The sequence below is a fragment of the Rahnella sp. P4_A8 genome, from assembly GCF_056402435.1.
This window is the reverse complement of record NZ_JBFUHK010000019.1, coordinates 1-18,559: the sequence shown is the minus strand read 5'-3', so window position 1 is coordinate 18,559 and position 18,559 is coordinate 1. Positions and strand designations below refer to the sequence as shown.

Sequence of the window (18,559 nt, the reverse complement as noted above, 5' to 3'; positions counted from 1 at the left end):
CCCTGATAAGCCTTCCTACTAAGAATGGATAGAACATCATGAATTTACACGAGTATCAGGCGAAACAGCTGTTCCTGCGCTACGGCCTGCCAGCACCGACGGGCTTCGCCTGTTCCACCCCGCGTGAAGCGGAAGAGGCTGCATCGAAAATCGGTGCCGGTCCGTGGGTGGTGAAATGTCAGGTTCATGCCGGTGGCCGCGGTAAAGCGGGCGGCGTGAAAGTGGTCAAAAGCAAAGAAGAGATCCGCGCTTTTGCTGAGCACTGGCTGGGTAAACGTCTGGTCACTTATCAGACAGACGCCAGCGGTCAGCCGGTTAACCAGATCCTGGTTGAAGCGGCAACGGATATCGATCAGGAACTGTACCTCGGTGCGGTAGTGGATCGCAGCTCCCGTCGCGTGGTGTTCATGGCGTCTACAGAAGGCGGCGTGGAAATTGAGAAAGTGGCAGAAGAGACGCCACACCTGATCCATAAAGTGGCACTGGATCCGCTGGCAGGTCCGCAGCCTTATCAGGGGCGCGAACTGGCTTTCAAACTGGGCCTGACCGGTAAGCAGGTTCAGCAGTTCACCAAGATCTTCATGGGTCTGGCGAACATCTTCCTTGAGCGCGATCTGGCGCTGATCGAAATCAACCCGCTGGTGGTGACTACCGCTGGCGACCTGATCTGCCTCGACGGCAAACTGGGTGCAGACGGCAACGCCTTGTTCCGTCAGCCAGAATTGCGCGAAATGCGCGATTACAGCCAGGAAGATGCCCGTGAATCTCAGGCAGCGCAGTGGGAACTGAACTACGTTGCACTCGACGGCAACATCGGTTGCATGGTGAACGGTGCCGGTCTGGCAATGGGTACCATGGATATCGTGAAACTGCACGGTGGCGAACCGGCTAACTTCCTGGATGTTGGCGGTGGCGCAACCAAAGAACGCGTGACCGAAGCCTTCAAAATCATCCTGTCCGATGAAAAAGTCAAAGCTGTCTTCGTTAACATCTTCGGCGGTATCGTTCGTTGCGACCTGATCGCCGACGGTATCATCGGCGCGGTGGAAGAAGTGGGCGTCAGCGTACCGGTTGTGGTGCGTCTTGAAGGTAACAATGCCGAGCTGGGTGCCAAAAAACTGGCAGACAGCGGTTTGAACATCATTGCAGCGACCAGCCTGACGAATGCGGCTCAACAAGTTGTCGCGGCAGTGGAGGGGAAATAATGTCGATTTTAATCAACAAGAACACCAAAGTTATCTGCCAGGGTTTCACCGGTAGCCAGGGGACTTTCCACTCCGAACAAGCCATCGCTTACGGCACCAAAATGGTTGGCGGCGTTACGCCAGGCAAAGGCGGCACCGAGCATCTGGGCTTGCCAGTGTTCAATACCGTGCGTGAAGCGGTAGAAACTACCGGCGCAACGGCGTCTGTGATTTATGTGCCGGCACCGTTCTGTAAAGACTCTATTCTGGAAGCGCTGGATGCAGGTATTAAACTGATCATCTGTATCACTGAAGGCATTCCGACGCTGGATATGCTGGTGGTTAAAGTGAAACTGGATCAGAGCGATGCAGTGATGATCGGGCCAAACTGTCCGGGTGTTATCACGCCGGGCGAATGCAAAATCGGCATCATGCCGGGCCACATTCATCTGCCAGGCAAAGTGGGCATCGTTTCCCGTTCCGGTACGCTGACGTATGAAGCCGTTAAACAGACAACTGATTACGGTTACGGCCAGTCTACCTGCGTCGGTATCGGCGGTGACCCGATCCCGGGCTCTAACTTCATCGATATCCTGAAGCTGTTCCAGGAAGATCCACAGACTGAAGTGATCGTGATGATCGGTGAAATCGGTGGTAACGCGGAAGAAGAAGCTGCCGCGTACATCAAAGCACACGTGACTAAACCGGTTGTGGGCTATATCGCGGGTGTGACTGCGCCTAAAGGCAAACGTATGGGCCATGCAGGCGCCATCATTGCCGGTGGTAAAGGCACTGCTGATGAGAAATTTGCAGCGCTGGAAGCGGCAGGCGTGAAAACCGTTCGCAGCCTGGCCGATATCGGCGAAGCCGTGAAATCATTGCTTCCGCAATAAGTATTACCCCACCCGCACCGGTGAAATTACGGTGCGGGTGAAGCCATTTTATTTAAGAAAAAGATTCGACATGTTGGCCACCTTCGGGTGGCCTTTTTTATTTTAAGCGAAATAGTTAACATTCGCTGAATTGAGCTATATTTATTAACACAGCACGATAGGTTCATTGGAAATAAAAGGTTAATAATTAGGTTTAAACAGGTAGCAAAAGAAATATTAACGATAACCATATAAACACAATTAATTAACATAAAGGCCACCCTTAAAGCTCAATGAAACCAACGGTTAACATCCTGAAATATTTTTTTCGAAATTGATGAAGACATTATAGAAATAAACAATGAGATAGGCTTAAATTGCGTCAGATCAATTACAGCGATTATCACTGTTTTGTTCTTAAATTGACCTGTACACGGAAATCCGCTTTGGGTCACTAAAAAACCTATTTAATGTGTGGGATTACTGGCGTAACATAATGCTCCTGTAACCATCCGTTTTTTGTATGATTATTTTTCCCGTGATTTTGCCCGTTCATCAGCCTGTTACAGGCCCGCGGTTCGCGCTTTTTCCGGGTTCAGAGTGTCCCGCTGACAGCGTTACTCGCACTGAATGCTGGCTCTCTGTTCTGCACACATTTGAATACTGGTAGTCATGAGGCGTTCCGGCAACCGGTTCGTCAGAGATCGCAATTTGGGGTCTTCCTCCGAGGAGCAAGGGGTCAAGATGTTTGATATCGTTGAACTGTCGCGTTTACAGTTTGCTTTAACAGCCATGTACCATTTCCTATTTGTCCCATTAACGCTGGGTATGGCGTTTTTACTGGCAATTATGGAAACGGTTTATGTGCTTTCCGGCAAACAAATCTATAAAGATATGACCAAATTCTGGGGCAAACTTTTTGCAATTAACTTTGCATTGGGCGTTGCAACCGGTTTAACCATGGAATTCCAGTTCGGGACTAACTGGTCATATTTCTCACATTACGTCGGTGATATCTTCGGTGCGCCTCTGGCGATTGAAGGTTTAATGGCGTTCTTCCTGGAATCCACTTTAGTGGGCCTGTTCTTCTTCGGATGGGACCGTCTTTCTAAAGTTCAGCATATGACAGTGACCTGGTTTGTTGCCCTTGGCTCAAACTTGTCAGCACTGTGGATCCTGGTGGCGAACGGCTGGATGCAAAACCCGATTGCATCGACCTTCAACTACGAAACCATGCGTATGGAAATGGTCAGCTTCTCTGAGCTGGTTCTGAACCCGGTCGCACAGGTTAAATTCGTTCATACCGTAGCGTCTGGTTATGTGACTGGCGCGATGTTCATTCTGGCTATCAGCTCTTACTACCTGTTAAAAGGCCGCGACGTAGGTTTTGCGAAGCGTTCATTTGCTATCGCTGCAAGCTTCGGTCTGGCCGCAGTGCTCTCCGTTATCGTACTGGGTGATGAATCCGGTTATGAAATGGGTGACGTACAGAAAACCAAACTGGCGGCTATCGAAGCAGAGTGGGATACTCAACCTGCACCGGCAAGTTTCACGCTGTTCGGCATGCCTAATCAGGACAAAATGGAAAATGAATATTCCATTCAAATTCCTTACCTGCTCGGCCTGATTGCTACGCGTTCCGTGGATACGCCGGTTACTGGTCTGAAAGACCTGATGGCGCAACATGAAGTGCGTATCCGCAACGGTATGAAAGCGTACACCCTGCTGGAAGAACTGCGTTCGGGCAATACTGACCCGAAAGTCCGCAGCGATTTCGAAAATGCTAAGCAGGATCTGGGCTACGGTATGTTGCTCAAACGCTATACCGACAACCCGGCGGGAGCGACTGACGCACAGATTCAGAAAGCGACCAAAGATTCTATTCCACGCGTTCTGCCTCTGTACTTCGCATTCCGTATCATGGTTGCCTGCGGCATCCTGATGTTCGTCCTGATTGCGCTGTCCTTCTATACTGTCCTGCGCGGCAAGATTGGTCAGAAACGCTGGTTACACCGCGCGGTATTCATCGGCCTGCCATTACCGTGGATTGCTGTCGAAGCGGGCTGGTTCGTGGCTGAATATGGTCGTCAGCCTTGGGCGATTGGTGAAGTGTTACCGACTGCGGTTGCACACTCTTCACTGACTGTGGGTGATGTACTGTCCTCGATGATCCTCATCTGCGGTCTGTACACCCTGTTCCTGGTCGCTGAAATGTTCCTGATGTTCAAATATGCGCGCCTGGGCCCAAGCAGCCTGAAAACTGGCCGTTATCATTATGAACAAACTTCAGCGCCACTTGAGCAAGCTCGGTAATAGGGAGTCCACTTATGTTTGATTATGAAGTTTTACGGTTCATCTGGTGGGTGCTGATTGGCGTGCTGTTTATCGGCTTCGCCGTCACCGATGGATTTGATATGGGCGTAGGCATCCTGGTGCGCATTATCGGTAAAACCGATACTGACCGCCGCGTGATGATTAACGCCATCGCCCCGCACTGGGACGGCAACCAGGTCTGGCTGATTACGGCCGGTGGCGCATTGTTCGCTGCCTGGCCGATGGTCTACGCAGCGGCTTTCTCCGGCTTCTATGCCGCGATGGTGCTGGTGTTGTGCGCCTTGTTCTTCCGTCCGCTGGGCTTTGATTACCGTTCAAAACTCGAGAGCGCTCGCTGGCGTGGCATGTGGGACTGGGGCATCTTTATCGGCAGCTTCGTGCCCGCTCTGGTGTTCGGTGTGGCCTTCGGTAACCTTCTGTTAGGGGTGCCGTTCCATATCGACAGCGACCTGCGTCTGTTCTACACCGGTAATCTGCTGGGCTTGCTGAACCCGTACGGCATTCTGGCCGGTCTGGTGAGCCTGACTATGCTGATCACCCAGGGCGCTACCTACCTGCAAATGCGTACTGTGGGTGAACTGCACCTGCGTACCCGTACCGCGTCGCAGATTTCTGCGCTGGTGATGATGGTGTGCTTCCTGCTGGCGGGTATCTGGTTAGTGAAAGGGATTGATGGCTTCACCGTGACATCCGTTATGGATCACGCGGGTCCGTCTAACCCGCTGCGCAAAACTGTGTCTCATGAAGCGGGTGCATGGCTGGCGAACTTCAACAAGACGCCGGGCCTGTGGGCAATTCCTGCGTTAGGTGTGATTTTGCCGCTGCTGACCATTTTGTTCTCGCGCATGAATAAAGCCGCGCTGGCGTTCATCAGTAACTCACTGACTATCGCCTGTGTGATCCTGACTGCCGGTATCACTATGTTCCCGTTCGTGATGCCTTCTATCACTGAACCGAATGCCAGCCTGACAATGTGGGATGCAACATCTACGCTGTTGACGCTGAGAGTGATGACCGTTGTCGCTTGTATCTTTGTGCCAATCATCCTGATTTACACCTCATGGGCGTATTACAAGATGTTCGGGCGCCTCGATAAACACTACATCGAGAACAACAAGCATTCGTTGTATTAAGGAGAACACCATGTGGTATTTTGCCTGGATCCTCGGCACCTTACTGGCTTGCTCATTCGGTATCATTACCGCGCTGGCGTTTGAACACAGCGAAGCCAATAAAGCGGCTAAAGAAGAGAAGTAATAATGAGTGTGATCGTGGATAAACTCTACGCCATCACAGACAAGGGCCCCTTGCGGGCCCTTTCGCTTGTGATGTCACTGGCACTGGCCGGTTGCGTTTTCTGGAAACCGGGCATGTTTGCCTCGTCGACCAGTCAGCTTGAAGTCTGGCATGGGCTCATTTTGATATGGGCTGTGTGCAGTGGCGTGATCCACGGCCTGGGTTTTCGCCCGAATAAATCAGTCTGGAAGGCTTTCTTCTCGCCATTGCTGGCGATGATTGCGCTAGCTGCAGGACTTTATTACTTTTTCAGCTGATTTTTTGCATAAAAAAAAGACAAATTTACAGTAATTTTCTTATGGGCCGTGCTGGCCCATAATTATTTTCATTCCAGCAATCCTACCCATTCCCAACCCCAATTCTCTTGCGTATAGTAGTGCCGTCAAATTGCATTACGGGATGTACAGTGAGTAATTCGTTGTTCCGATGGCCGGTTCGTGTCTATTTTGAGGACACAGACGCGGGAGGTGTGGTCTACCATGCCCGATACGTCGCCTTTTATGAAAGGGCTCGCACAGAGATGTTGCGCCAACGCAATTTTCACCAGCAGCAGTTGCTGAGTGAACACGTCGCTTTTGCTGTCCGCCGCATGACGGTCGAATACTTTGCACCAGCTCGCTTAGATGACCTGCTGGATGTTCAGAGTGAGATTACGTCCATTCGCGGAGCTTCTCTTACTTTTGCACAACGAATTCTTGATTCGCATGGAAACCTTCTGAGTTCTGCAGAAGTGTTGATCGCATGCATTGATCCAAACCAAATGAAGCCCCGAGCGCTTCCTAAGTCTATTGTCGCGGAGTTTAAGCAGTGACTGACATGAACATTCTTGATTTATTTTTGAAGGCCAGCATCCTGGTCAAGCTGATTATGCTTGTCCTGGTGTGCTTCTCTATCGCGTCCTGGGCGATCATCATTCAACGCACCAAAGTGCTGAATGCCGCCACCCGCGAGGCAGAAGCGTTCGAAGATAAATTCTGGTCCGGTATCGAACTTTCCCGTCTGTATCAGGAAAGTCAGGGCCGCCGCGAAACCCTGAGCGGGGCAGAGCAGATCTTCCATTCCGGTTTTAAAGAGTTCGCCCGCCTTCATCGTGCCAACAGCCACGCGCCAGAAGCCGTGATTGAAGGTTCTTCACGTGCGATGCGTATTTCTTTTAACCGTGAACTCGAATCACTTGAAACTCACATTCCGTTCCTTGGTACTGTCGGTTCTATCAGCCCTTATATCGGTCTGTTCGGTACAGTCTGGGGGATCATGCACGCCTTTATCGGTTTAGGTTCTGTGAAACAGGCAACGTTGCAAATGGTTGCTCCGGGTATCGCAGAAGCACTGATCGCCACCGCGATTGGTCTGTTTGCCGCTATCCCTGCTGTTATGGCGTACAACCGCCTGAACCAGCGTGTGAACAAGCTTGAGCAAAACTACGATAACTTCATGGAAGAATTCACGGCTATCCTGCACCGTCAGGCTTTCTCTCGCGAAACCAGCAGTAACTAAAGGGGGAGAGTATGGCTCGTTCACGAGGTCGTCGTAACCGTCGCGAAGGTAAGTCGGAGATCAATATCGTTCCGCTGCTGGACGTACTGCTGGTTCTGTTACTGATTTTTATGGCAACAGCGCCCATCATTACCCAGAGTGTGGAAGTTGATTTGCCTGACGCAACGGATTCTAAAACGGTGTCCAGCGATGATAATCCGCCAGTGATTGTTGAAGTGTCTGGCGTGGGTCAATACACCATCGTGGTTGACCATCAGCGTATGGAACAATTGCCTGAACAGCAGGTGATCGCGGAAGCGACCAGCCGTATTCAGGCCAATCCGAAGACGGTATTTCTGATCGGTGGTGCGAAAGATGTGCCTTATGATGAAATTATTAAGGCGCTGAACATGCTGCATCAGGCTGGCGTGAAGTCTGTCGGATTGATGACACAACCTATCTGAGGATAGGTAATTTGTAACACTTATTTGAAACCCGGCATTCTCTGGCTTGTTAAAAGTATGACAGGCAATACAGGAAACCGGGTTTTTAGTAATCCTGTCTTGGGAAATCTATTTTGGTAAAGGCAACTGCAACTGAACAAAACGATAAGCTCAAACGCGCCGTTATTGTTTCGGTCGTTCTGCATATCATCATTATAGCCCTGTTGATTTGGGGATCGCTGGACGAAGATACCAGCATGAGTGGCGGCGGTGGCGGTAGCGATATCTCTGCCGTAATGGTTGATCCAAGTGCCGTGGTCGATCAGTACAACCGTCAGCAGCAGCAGCAGGCTGATTCCCAACGTGCTGCCGCAGCGCGTCAGAAAAAATCAGAACAACAGGCTGAAGAGCTGCAACAGAAACAGGCCGCAGAACAGCAACGCCTGAAAGAACTTGAGAAAGAGCGTCTGCAAGCGCAGGAAAATGCCAAGCAGCAGGCTCAGGAACAGGCTCAGCAGCAGAAGCAGGCTGAACAAGCCGCTGAGCAGGCGAAAGAACAGCAGAAACAGGCAGAAGCTGCTGCCGCACAAGCGAAGGCTGAAGCGGCCAAAGCGGCCGCTCTGGCGAAAGCAGATGCTGCGAAAGCACAAGCTGATGCTAAAAAACAAGCAGAGGCTGAAGCTGCCGCCGCCGCTGCCGCAGCGAAGAAACAAGCCGAAGTGGACGCTAAGAAAGAAGCGGCCGCAGAAGCCAAAAAACAGGCTGCTGCTGAGGCAAAAGCTCAGGCCGCGGCTGATGCGAAGGCACAAGCTGACGCCGATGCCAAAGCCGCCGCCGATGCAAAAGCTGCCGCTGCCGCAGAGAAAAAAGCGGAAGCTGCCGCTGCTGCCAAGAAAGCTGCAGCGGATAAAAAAGCTGCCGCCGCCGCCGCAGCCAAAGAAGCCGCTGATGCGAATAACTTATTTGATGGCCTTGCCGACTCCAAAAATGCACCGAAAGGCGCAACAGGTGGCGGCGCTTCTGCTCCTTCAGGGAAGGGGACTCAGAAAAAGGCGGGGGCATCCGGGGCTGATATTGCGAACTATGGTAGCCAGATTAAGGCTGCCATCGAGAGCAGATTCTATGACGCGTCATCTTATACAGGCAAAACCTGTGCGTTGCGCGTTAAAATGAACCCTGATGGCTCATTAATCAGTGTGTCGGCAGAAGGTGGGGATCCTGCACTGTGTCAGGCGGCGCTTGCCGCAGCCCGACAGGCGAAGTTCCCGAAACCGCCTTCTGAAGCCGTCTATGAAGTATTTAAAAATGCTCCGATAGATTTCAAACCTCAATAAAAGATGAAAATGATAACTTTTCAGATTTTTACGATGGTTTGCAGGGTGTGATTCTAGTTTTGTGTGCGTTGGTTTGTTAAAATTCTGCTAAATTATCGCGGGCAGATACGTCCAGATAAGGGAGATACAATGAAGCAGGCATTTCGAGTAGCGTTCGGCCTTTTGATGATGTGGGCATCTGTGGTTCATGCAGAAGTTCGCATTGAAATTACCCAAGGGGTAGATACAGCTCGTCCGATTGGCGTTGTGCCATTCAAATGGGCTGGCCCGGGTACACCACCTGAAGATGTGGGTGGTATCGTTGCTGCTGACTTACGTAACAGTGGCAAATTCAATCCTATTGATGCATCACGTATGCCTCAGCAGCCAACCTCCGCCGCAGAAGTGACCCCTGCAGCCTGGACCGCGCTGGGTATTGATGCTGTTGTTATCGGTCAGGTTCAGCCTGCAGCCGATGGCAGCTATGTGGTGTCTTACCAACTGGTGGATACCTCTGGCGCACCAGGTACCGTGCTGGCGCAAAACCAGTACAAAGTGACCAAACAATGGTTGCGTTATTCCGCCCATACCGCCAGCGATGAAGTGTTTGAAAAGCTGACCGGTATTAAAGGCGCATTCCGTACCCGTATCGCTTATATCGTGCAGACTAACGGCGGGAAATTCCCGTATGAACTGCGTGTAGCGGATTACGATGGATACAATCAGTTTGTCGTTCACCGTTCACCTGAGCCTCTGATGTCTCCGGCCTGGTCTCCGGACGGCAGCAAACTGGCTTACGTCACCTTTGAGAGCGGTCGTTCAGCATTGGTGGTTCAGACGCTGGCAAACGGTGCAATCAAGCAGATTGCTTCATTCCCTCGTCACAACGGTGCACCTGCTTTCTCTCCGGATGGCAGCAAACTGGCTTTCGCACTGTCTAAAGACGGTAGCCTGAACCTGTATGTGATGAATCTGTCTTCTGGCCAGATTAGTCAGGTGACTAACGGACGTAGCAACAATACGGAACCAACCTGGTTCCCGGACAGCCAGAATCTGGCATTCACGTCGGATCAGGGCGGTCGTCCGCAGGTTTATAAAGTCAACATTAATGGCGGTGCGCCTCAGCGTCTGACCTGGGAAGGCTCGCAGAATCAGGACTCTGACGTAAGTACAGATGGCAAGTTCCTGGTTATGGTGAGCAGCGCCAGCGGTACACAGCACATCGCTAAACTAGATCTGGCAACGGGAGCCGTTCAAACATTGACGGACACGTTCCTGGATGAAACGCCTAGCCTCGCACCAAATGGCACCATGGTAATTTACAGTTCCTCTCAAGGACTGGGTTCCGTATTGCAGTTGGTATCGACTGATGGGCGCTTCAAAGCGCGTCTTCCGGCAACTGATGGACAGGTCAAATTTCCTGCCTGGTCGCCGTATCTGTAATGCATAGAAAAACTATGTATGGCAAAAAATTATAAAAGGATCGAATAGATGCAACTGAATAAAGTGCTGAAAGGGCTGATGCTGGCGTTGCCTGTACTGGCAGTAGCTGCTTGTAGTTCTCACAAGAACGCAGACAACGACCAATCCAACGGTATGGGTCTGAACTCTGGCGCAGGCACTGAAAACGCAAACATGTCTTCAGAAGAGCAAGCTCGTCTGCAGATGCAAGAACTGCAGAAAAACAACATCGTTTACTTTGGCCTGGACAAATACGATGTGTCTTCTGAATTCGCTCAGATGTTGGACGCGCACGCTGCTTTCCTGCGTAGCAACCCGTCTTACAAAGTGACTGTAGAAGGTCATGCTGACGAACGTGGTACTCCAGAGTACAACATCGCCCTGGGCGAACGTCGTGCTACTGCTGTTAAAATGTACCTGCAAGGCAAAGGCGTTTCTGCTGACCAAATCTCTATCGTTTCTTACGGTAAAGAAAAACCAGCTGTACTGGGCCATGACGAAGCGGCATACGCTAAAAACCGTCGTGCCGTACTGGTATACTAAGAGAGTAGTATGAGCAGTAACTTCAGAACTCACTTGTTGAGTCTGTCGTTACTGGTTGGCGTAGCGGTCCCATGGGCCGCTACTGCCCAAGCGCCAATCAGTAATGTCGGCTCAGGCTCGATTGAAGATCGGGTCACCTCTCTGGAGCGTATTTCTAACGCTCACAGCCAGCTATTAACTCAACTCCAGCAACAACTTTCTGATACCCAACGTGATATGGATACTCTTCGTGGTCAAATCCAGGAGAACCAATATCAGTTGAGTCAGCTTGGTGATCGCCAGAAGCAGATTTTTAATCAACTGGACAGCTTAAGCCAGAGTTCTGCCGGAGCCGCCAGCACGGGTGCTGCAGCAGCCACAGGTGACGCTTCCGGTTCTGCTGCCACAACGCCTGATGCGGGTGCTGCACAAGCCCCGGCAAGCACCGGTGACGTGAACAGTGACTACAATGCTGCAGTTTCACTGGCGCTGGAAAAGAAACAGTATGATGAAGCCATCGCGGCTTTTCAGAGTTTCGTAAAAAAATATCCTGATTCAACTTATCAGCCTAATGCCAATTACTGGCTGGGACAGTTGTATTACAACAAGGGTAAAAAAGACGATGCTGCCTATTATTTTGCGGTTGTGGTCAAAAACTACCCTAAGTCTCCAAAAAGTTCTGACGCAATGTTCAAGGTTGGGGTGATCATGCAGGAGAAAGGGCAGGCTGATAAAGCCAAAGCCGTCTTCGCACAGGTCGTGAAACAGTACCCAAATACCGATGCGGCAAAACAAGCTCAAAAACGTTTATCTGCAAAATAGTTCCTCGTTCAGGTCCGGAAAATGTACATATCGTGCATTTTCTGGGCTTGAGTGTGTGAAACGCCATCAGTTAGCACTCTTTCTGAAAATTAAAGTTGCACTGAAAAGTTAAATAAGTAATATATGCCGCCGTTGCCCAGACAACTCCAAACGGCTAACGCTGTCAGAGATTTAGGCAATATGCAGCAGGTTTAGATGGGCCGTTAGCTCAGTTGGTAGAGCAGTTGACTTTTAATCAATTGGTCGCTGGTTCGAATCCAGCACGGCCCACCACTTTTAAAGTGGAAAATGCAGTGAAGCAGTGCAGGATGAGAACCATAGGTTCGAGCCGAGCGAAGCGAGACGACAACGCGTAAGCGTTGCCCGCAGGCGAGGTGAAACCGAGTCAATCCAGCACGGCCACCAATCTAAATCAGCATTGCATGTGGCTTGCACACCAACTGCAAGACACGCTGGCAATAAGCAGTATTCAGGAAGGGCCGTTAGCTCAGTTGGTAGAGCAGTTGACTTTTAATCAATTGGTCGCTGGTTCGAATCCAGCACGGCCCACCACTGTTAAAGTGGAAAATGTAGTGAAGCAGTGCAGGATGAGAACCACAAGTTCGAGCCGAGCGAAGCGAGACGACAACGCGCAAGCGTTGCCCGCAGGGCGAGGTGAAACCGAGTCAATCCAGCACGGCCCACCACTCTTTAGAGTGTAATGTCCTGAATAATTTTAGAAGCCGACAGTAAAAGCAGTACGCAGCATTTAGATGGGCCGTTAGCTCAGTTGGTAGAGCAGTTGACTTTTAATCAATTGGTCGCTGGTTCGAATCCAGCACGGCCCACCACTTTCAAAGTGGAAAATGTAGTGAAGCAGTGCAGGATGAGAACCACAAGTTCGAGCCGAGCGAAGCGAGACGACAACGCGCAAGCGTTGCCCGCAGGGCGAGGTGAAATCGAGTCAATCTAGCACGGCCCACCACTGTTAAAGTGGAAATGCAGTGAAGCCATCTAAATTGCAAAATTCAGAGAAAAGCGCCTTTTGGCGCTTTTTTCGCATGTGAGTCCCAAAAGACCTCATTTTTTCTTAAGTCTTCGCTTTTTGTTCCCCCGTTGCGTGTCTCATTCGAGACTCTTTTAAGTCCAGTAAACATTTTAAGCCATGCGTCTATTATTTGGACGACTTTCCCTGCTTTTTGCGGTATTTTGTTTAGCATACAAAACTAAGGATTCCCGGGTGGGATCTGTTGTGGCTTATGGCTATCCGGGCAAGTTGCCTGACTGAATGAGATAACGAGTATGAGCGAAACATTGGATCTGAATGCGACGGTTTATCCTTTCCCTCCGAAACCCGCGGTGCTGACTGCAGATGAAAAGACCTTCTATAAAGAGAAGATCAGAAAACTGCTGAAGGAACGTGATGCCGTGATGGTGGCGCATTATTACACCGATCCTGAAATTCAGGCGCTCGCTGAAGAAACCGGTGGTATTGTCGCGGATTCTTTAGAGATGGCGCGTTTTGGCAGCCAGCATCCTGCTTCGACCCTGCTTGTCGCGGGTGTGCGCTTCATGGGAGAAACGGCCAAAATCCTCAGCCCGGAAAAAACCGTGCTGATGCCAACCCTCAACGCTGAATGTTCTTTGGATCTGGGCTGCCCGGAGCAAGCTTTCTCAGATTTTTGCGACCAGCACCCCGACCGCACCGTTGTGGTCTACGCTAATACCTCAGCAGCAGTAAAAGCCAGAGCCGACTGGGTCGTGACCTCAAGCATTGCGGTTGAGCTGATTGAACATCTCGATAGTCTGGGTGAAAAAATAATCTGGGCACCTGACCGGCACCTCGGAAATTACGTCCGTAAGCAGACGGGGGCAGACGTCTTGTGCTGGCAGGGCGCCTGTATCGTCCATGACGAGTTTAAAACACAGGCCCTGGCCCGAATGAAAGGCTTGTATCCGAACGCCGCTGTTCTGGTGCATCCGGAGTCTCCTCAGGCGATCGTTGATATGGCTGATGCGGTCGGTTCTACCAGTCAGCTTATTCAGGCGGCAAAAACGTTGCCTCAGAAGCAACTGATCGTCGCCACTGACCGTGGCATTTTTTACAAAATGCAGCAGGCGTGCCCGGACAAAGAATTGTTTGAAGCGCCGACGGCGGGTGAGGGCGCAAGTTGCCGAACCTGCGCGCATTGTCCGTGGATGGCGATGAATGGCCTTAAAGCCATTGCTGAAGGTCTGGAACACGGCGGCACGGAACATGCTATCGAGGTGGAAGAAGCGCTGCGTGTGAAATCACTGATCCCCCTGAATCGCATGCTGGATTTTGCTGCCCAACTTAGATTACGGACGCAGGCTAAAGCGCTGTAAGCATTTTTTGTGACTGATAATGTCTTGTGACTGACAATAAAAGGAAAAGGATGTGATGATGGATTTTTTCAGTACCAGCAATATTCTGGTTCATATACCGCTTGGAAAGGGCGGATATGACCTGTCGTGGATTGAAGCTGTAGGCACCCTTTTTGGATTGCTCTGCATCTGGTACGCCAGCAAAGAAAAGCTGATCAACTATCCGTTCGGTCTGATCAACGTCACATTGTTTGCGATCATCTTTTTCCAGATCCAGCTTTACGCCAGCCTGCTGCTTCAGATTTTCTTCTTTGCCGCGAATATCTACGGCTGGTATGCCTGGAGTCGTCAGACAGCCGATCAGGAAGCTGAATTGCAGATCCGCTGGTTGCCGCGTGGCAAAGCGCTGATATGGGGCGTAGTGTGCGTCGCAGGCATTCTGCTGATGACCTTCAACATTGACCGCGTTTTTGCCACCCTGACGCTAGTGGCGGTGAATCTGATGCAGGCGCTGGGGCTGAATGTGCAGATGCCTGAACTGCAACCTGATGCCTTCCCGTTCTGGGATTCGTCAATGATGGTGTTGTCGATTGTGGCAATGCTGCTGATGACCCGAAAATATGTCGAGAACTGGCTGCTGTGGGTCATCATTGATGTCATCAGCGTCGCGATTTTCGCTTATCAGGGCGTTTATGCGATGGCGCTTGAATACGTGCTGCTGACGCTGATTGCACTGAACGGTTCGTGGCTGTGGATCAAAAGTGCAAAGCAAAACGGTTCTCAGCCTTTGCAACGGGCCTGATTTTGCGACCATAAAAAACGCCTCCATAACGGAGGCGTTTTGCTTTCTCGTTCTGACCTGAGGAATCAGTGGTGATGATGTGCATGGCTATGACCATGATGATCGTGCCCGGCGCGGGTCACCGGAATTTCATTCATCTCACAATCCGGTGCTTCACACTGGCCATATTCCATCTGTATCGTGGCATGGCCGATGCGGCATTTTTCCAGTAAATGGTGCTGAATGCGGTAAAGCAGCGCGTCGTGATCGTGCGGTGGAACAACCTGCACGTGCACGGTCATCAGACGCTGTTCACCAATCTGCCAGACGTGAACGTGATGCACGTTGCGCACCTCCGGGATACTCAGGGATAAATCCCGGCGCAGTTTATTGATATCGATCTCTTCCGGTGTGCCTTCCAGCAACTCATGGAAACTCTCCCGCAGCAACCGCCAGGCATTGTTTAACACCAGGCAGGAAACCAGCACTGATAAAATCGGGTCCACAGGTGTCCAGCCGGTATACATGATGATCAGCGCCGCAGCGACCGCCCCAATTGACCCCAGCAAATCACCCAGAACATGCAGCGCGGCGGCACGCACATTAATGTTGGCTTTTTCCTGGCCCTGATGCAGCAGCCAGAAGGCCAGAATATTGGCAAACAGGCCAGCGATGGCGATCACCAGCATAGTGGTGCCCATCACCGGCTGCGGATTAAAGAATCGCGCGATGGCTTCCCAGACAATCAGAACGACAATCACCAGCAGCGCAGCGGCATTGACGAAGGCCGCCATGGTCGTCAGGCGCAAATAGCCAAAAGTATGGCGGGTATTCGGCTTACGTTTAGCAAAGCGTACGGCAAGCAATGCGACAAGCAGCGCGGCGGCGTCAGTCAGCATGTGTCCTGCATCGGCCAGAAGCGCCAGAGAGCCGGAGACCAGCCCGCCAATCACTTCGGCCACCATGAAAATCACAGTAACGAGGAAAGCCAGCAACAAACGGCGACTGTTTTTGTCCTGTGGTAACAGGGAAGAAGACATAATTATATTCACAAAAATGATGAACCGAGACAATCACAATAGCGTAATCATAACGTGTTGCAAGAAGGGGAAGTTAAGGAAGAAGGAGGAAACAAAGTTCCTCCTGTGTGAACAACCGTGACGGGATTAGTTACCGGTTTCTTTCGACGGTGTTGTGCCCGGGGTCTGATTCGGACAACGGCCATCTTTGCACATGGTTTTCTTATGCTGTTTGTCTTTGCTCATGTGATGCGTAGTGGTATCCGTTTTGGTATTCACTTCATTCACAGGTTTACTGGTATTGTTGATCTGATCGTTGCTCACACTTTTTGGCGCAATTTTCTGAATTGAACCCGGCGAGCCGGACTGATTTGCCTGGCCATTGTTATCGCTGGCTGAGGATTCGCCGGCAGCATAAGCAGCGCCGGTGGTCAGCGCCATGGTTGCGGTCAGTAACATGATTGCGAGCTTTTTCATAATGTTCATCTCCATTGTTTCGTTAAAGGTCCATGGTCGTTTTTCATGTGCCTGATAAAAGCCTAGCTAAATAAATTATGTCCTAAATCAAAATGAGACGAATCGTAAGTGTAAAAGCAGGTTTACACTGACATTCAATACGGCTAGATTGAACGCGGTCAGCGTTTCGCTTTGTCTCTTATGAACACCCGAATGGAACAGTTATGAATTATCAAAACGACGATTTACGCATTAAAGAAATCAAAGAACTTTTACCTCCGGTTGCCCTGCTCGAAAAATTTCCCGCCACTGACAAAGCGGCAAAAACAGTTTCTCAGGCTCGCAATGCCATTCATAAGATACTGAAAGGAAACGATGATCGCCTTCTTGTCGTCATCGGGCCGTGCTCCATTAACGATCCGAAAGCCGCGAAAGAATACGCTGCCCGTTTGCTGAAAATGCGTGAAGAGCTGCAAGGTGAGCTGGAAGTGGTGATGCGTGTTTATTTTGAAAAACCGCGCACTACGGTAGGCTGGAAAGGGCTCATTAATGATCCGCACATGAATAACAGCTACCAGATTAACGACGGTTTGCGCATTGCCCGCAAACTGTTACTGGATATTAATGACAGCGGTCTGCCAGCGGCGGGCGAGTTCCTGGACATGATTACGCCACAATATCTGGCGGATTTAATGAGCTGGGGCGCCATCGGCGCACGTACCACGGAATCTCAGGTACACCGTGAGTTGTCCTCCGGCTTATCTTGCCCGGTTGGTTTCAAAAACGGCACCGACGGTACCATTAAAGTGGCGATCGACGCCATCAACGCGGCTGGCGCGCCGCATTGCTTCCTGTCTGTCACCAAATGGGGTCACTCCGCTATCGTGAACACCAGCGGGAACAACGACTGCCATATCATTCTGCGCGGCGGCAAAAAGCCAAACTACAGTGCTCAGGATGTGCAGGAAGTGAAAGAAGGCCTGAAAAAAGGCGGACTGCCAGCCCGTATTATGATCGATTTCAGCCACGCCAACAGCAGTAAGCAATTCAAAAAGCAGATGGAAGTGTGTGAAGACGTTTGTGGTCAGATTGCGGGTGGCGAACAGGCGGTGATGGGCGTGATGGTCGAAAGTCATCTGGTCGAAGGGAATCAGAGCCTCGACAGCGGCGAGCCACTGGTTTACGGCCAGAGCGTGACCGATGCCTGCATCGGCTGGGAAGATACCGAAGTGCTGCTGCGTAATCTCGCGAACGCCGTTAAAGCGCGTCGCGGATAATTCTTTAACGCCAGCATATCTTTCTGAGCCCCGCTTTTGCGGGGCTTTTTATTACCTGAATATGTTCAGAGCGTGCATTTCATATCCATACAACGCAAATCAGCATTCGCCATCTCAGAGCGGTAAAGACTCTCTTTTACCAGACTGAAACCGTTCCTCTTATAAAATTCAAAAGCATTCGGTGTGGAAGCCAGCGTAAGTGCTGTGAATCCCCGCGATTTGGCTTCCGCTTTTATGGCAGCAAGAATTTGCGTGGCGAGACCTTTGCCTTCGAATTCCGGCAACGTAAAAATCGCTTCAACACTGCCATTTTTCAGATCGAGAAAACCTGTTGCCGCCGGTGTCTCCAGCCCGTGCACCTGTGCGACAAAAAAAGGATTCTCCGCAATAGCTTTGCGATATCCGGCAGGCATCTGTTCGGGCGTCCACGCCATCACAATGTCTGCGCCATAGGTATTTTTACATCCGTGGCGGATAGCCTGATTTCTGATTTCCCAGAGTATTTCCGCTTCATCGGGGCAGGCGAGTCTGACGGGCATTGTTATCTCCTTTTTGATGGCGTTCAGAAATAACTTACATGAATTCATCGCTCAATGTGTTGAATATGAAGTTTATTTTTTCACCGCGAGGTGTAACATTATCTTTTGCTAACAATAAAAACTGACAGGGATGAGAGATGAACGCAGTACAGATAAGAACAATAGAAATCCGAAAAATTACCGCCGGGACTAATGCCGGTCACTTAAGGTGACCGGCATTGTTTTTTAAGGGATATTTCGACCTTTTTTCTCTCACTTCCCTCGCATATTCACGCTCACGTCTCGAGGGCAGTTTTAGCATCGCTGCGTTGCTGTAAAAATGCTTCAGATGACCCGGGATGGCTCCCGCTGATGCCCACGGCAGCCCGATTAACAACCGTAATATCTCCGACACTGCACCGCTAAAACTCAGCTGATAAGGCAGATAATCTCCCTTCAG

General features: G+C 50.8%; 19 protein-coding genes, 3 tRNA genes, 3 other RNA genes and 1 pseudogene. 22 read left to right on the top strand and 4 right to left on the bottom strand.

What is annotated here, in order from left to right; all coding sequences use genetic code 11:
* Window positions 1–38: 38 nt before the first annotated feature.
* From sucC to pnuC, 21 genes are all read left to right on the top strand, one after another.
* Window positions 39–1,205: an ADP-forming succinate--CoA ligase subunit beta gene (gene sucC, locus AC1DUO_RS12180; protein WP_013576437.1), complete on the top strand. Its 1,167-nt coding sequence runs from the start codon at window positions 39–41 to the stop codon at window positions 1,203–1,205.
* Window positions 1,205–2,077, top strand: coding sequence for a succinate--CoA ligase subunit alpha (gene sucD / locus AC1DUO_RS12175; RefSeq protein ID WP_013576436.1), 873 nt, complete (start codon window positions 1,205–1,207; stop codon window positions 2,075–2,077). Before sucC ends, sucD begins: the two co-directional genes overlap by 1 nt.
* Before the next feature lie 723 nt (window positions 2,078–2,800).
* Window positions 2,801–4,369 (top strand): cytochrome ubiquinol oxidase subunit I, encoded by a 1,569-nt coding sequence (gene cydA / locus AC1DUO_RS12170; RefSeq protein WP_013576435.1) that lies wholly within the window; start codon window positions 2,801–2,803, stop codon window positions 4,367–4,369.
* 14 nt (window positions 4,370–4,383) lie between these two features.
* A complete protein-coding gene (gene cydB, locus AC1DUO_RS12165) occupies window positions 4,384–5,523 on the top strand; it encodes a cytochrome d ubiquinol oxidase subunit II (RefSeq protein ID WP_013576434.1) in 1,140 nt (379 codons plus the stop codon).
* Window positions 5,524–5,533: 10 nt separating this feature from the next.
* A complete protein-coding gene (cydX, locus tag AC1DUO_RS12160) occupies window positions 5,534–5,647 on the top strand; it encodes a cytochrome bd-I oxidase subunit CydX (protein ID WP_013576433.1) in 114 nt (37 codons plus the stop codon).
* Between the two features lie 2 nt (window positions 5,648–5,649).
* Window positions 5,650–5,943: a cyd operon protein YbgE gene (ybgE, locus tag AC1DUO_RS12155; protein WP_013576432.1), complete on the top strand. Its 294-nt coding sequence runs from the start codon at window positions 5,650–5,652 to the stop codon at window positions 5,941–5,943.
* A 149-nt stretch (window positions 5,944–6,092) separates the two neighbouring features.
* On the top strand, window positions 6,093–6,497 hold the full coding sequence (ybgC, locus tag AC1DUO_RS12150) for a tol-pal system-associated acyl-CoA thioesterase (RefSeq protein WP_013576431.1): 405 nt from the start codon (window positions 6,093–6,095) through the stop codon (window positions 6,495–6,497).
* Window positions 6,494–7,183, top strand: a complete 690-nt coding sequence (gene tolQ / locus AC1DUO_RS12145) for a Tol-Pal system protein TolQ (RefSeq protein WP_013576430.1) — start codon at window positions 6,494–6,496, stop codon at window positions 7,181–7,183. Before ybgC ends, tolQ begins: the two co-directional genes overlap by 4 nt.
* Window positions 7,184–7,194: 11 nt before the next feature.
* Window positions 7,195–7,626 (top strand): colicin uptake protein TolR, encoded by a 432-nt coding sequence (gene tolR / locus AC1DUO_RS12140; RefSeq protein WP_013576429.1) that lies wholly within the window; start codon window positions 7,195–7,197, stop codon window positions 7,624–7,626.
* Between the two features lie 113 nt (window positions 7,627–7,739).
* Window positions 7,740–8,939: a cell envelope integrity protein TolA gene (gene tolA / locus AC1DUO_RS12135; protein WP_119261847.1), complete on the top strand. Its 1,200-nt coding sequence runs from the start codon at window positions 7,740–7,742 to the stop codon at window positions 8,937–8,939.
* Between the two features lie 129 nt (window positions 8,940–9,068).
* Entirely contained in the window at window positions 9,069–10,361 is a 1,293-nt protein-coding gene (gene tolB, locus AC1DUO_RS12130; protein ID WP_013576427.1) for a Tol-Pal system beta propeller repeat protein TolB, read from the top strand.
* Between the two features lie 48 nt (window positions 10,362–10,409).
* Window positions 10,410–10,922 (top strand): peptidoglycan-associated lipoprotein Pal, encoded by a 513-nt coding sequence (gene pal, locus AC1DUO_RS12125; RefSeq protein WP_013576426.1) that lies wholly within the window; start codon window positions 10,410–10,412, stop codon window positions 10,920–10,922.
* 9 nt (window positions 10,923–10,931) lie between these two features.
* Window positions 10,932–11,723, top strand: coding sequence for a cell division protein CpoB (gene cpoB, locus AC1DUO_RS12120; RefSeq protein ID WP_013576425.1), 792 nt, complete (start codon window positions 10,932–10,934; stop codon window positions 11,721–11,723).
* Window positions 11,724–11,920: 197 nt separating this feature from the next.
* Window positions 11,921–11,996, top strand: a tRNA-Lys gene (locus AC1DUO_RS12115).
* Between the two features lie 15 nt (window positions 11,997–12,011).
* Window positions 12,012–12,128: non-coding RNA, RtT sRNA (locus tag AC1DUO_RS12110), on the top strand.
* Between the two features lie 71 nt (window positions 12,129–12,199).
* Window positions 12,200–12,275, top strand: a tRNA-Lys gene (locus AC1DUO_RS12105).
* Window positions 12,276–12,289: 14 nt separating this feature from the next.
* Window positions 12,290–12,409: non-coding RNA, RtT sRNA (locus AC1DUO_RS12100), on the top strand.
* A 68-nt stretch (window positions 12,410–12,477) separates the two neighbouring features.
* Window positions 12,478–12,553 (top strand) — tRNA-Lys (locus tag AC1DUO_RS12095).
* 14 nt (window positions 12,554–12,567) lie between these two features.
* Window positions 12,568–12,687, top strand: a non-coding RNA gene (locus AC1DUO_RS12090) — RtT sRNA.
* Between the two features lie 317 nt (window positions 12,688–13,004).
* The gene (gene nadA, locus AC1DUO_RS12085; protein ID WP_119261845.1) at window positions 13,005–14,069 is read left to right on the top strand and encodes a quinolinate synthase NadA; all 1,065 of its coding nucleotides are present in this window, start codon (window positions 13,005–13,007) and stop codon (window positions 14,067–14,069) included.
* A 58-nt stretch (window positions 14,070–14,127) separates the two neighbouring features.
* Entirely contained in the window at window positions 14,128–14,850 is a 723-nt protein-coding gene (pnuC, locus tag AC1DUO_RS12080) for a nicotinamide riboside transporter PnuC (protein WP_119262247.1), read from the top strand.
* A gap of 65 nt (window positions 14,851–14,915) precedes the next feature.
* On the opposite strand, the gene zitB is transcribed toward pnuC, so the two are convergent.
* Window positions 14,916–15,869, bottom strand: a complete 954-nt coding sequence (gene zitB, locus AC1DUO_RS12075; RefSeq protein ID WP_015690251.1) for a CDF family zinc transporter ZitB — start codon at window positions 15,867–15,869, stop codon at window positions 14,916–14,918.
* 126 nt (window positions 15,870–15,995) lie between these two features.
* Window positions 15,996–16,325 carry a protein YbgS gene (locus tag AC1DUO_RS12070; RefSeq protein WP_013576421.1) on the bottom strand — a complete coding sequence of 110 codons (330 nt, stop codon included), beginning with the start codon at window positions 16,323–16,325 and terminating at the stop codon, window positions 15,996–15,998.
* A 203-nt stretch (window positions 16,326–16,528) separates the two neighbouring features.
* Between AC1DUO_RS12070 and aroG the strand changes: the two genes are divergently transcribed.
* On the top strand, window positions 16,529–17,581 hold the full coding sequence (gene aroG / locus AC1DUO_RS12065; RefSeq protein WP_112151663.1) for a 3-deoxy-7-phosphoheptulonate synthase AroG: 1,053 nt from the start codon (window positions 16,529–16,531) through the stop codon (window positions 17,579–17,581).
* A gap of 65 nt (window positions 17,582–17,646) precedes the next feature.
* Here aroG and AC1DUO_RS12060 read toward each other — a convergent pair whose 3' ends face one another.
* Window positions 17,647–18,120, bottom strand: coding sequence for a GNAT family N-acetyltransferase (locus tag AC1DUO_RS12060; protein WP_015690248.1), 474 nt, complete (start codon window positions 18,118–18,120; stop codon window positions 17,647–17,649).
* A 199-nt stretch (window positions 18,121–18,319) separates the two neighbouring features.
* Window positions 18,320–18,559: pseudogene (locus tag AC1DUO_RS12055) on the bottom strand (IS4 family transposase); the annotation flags it as partial.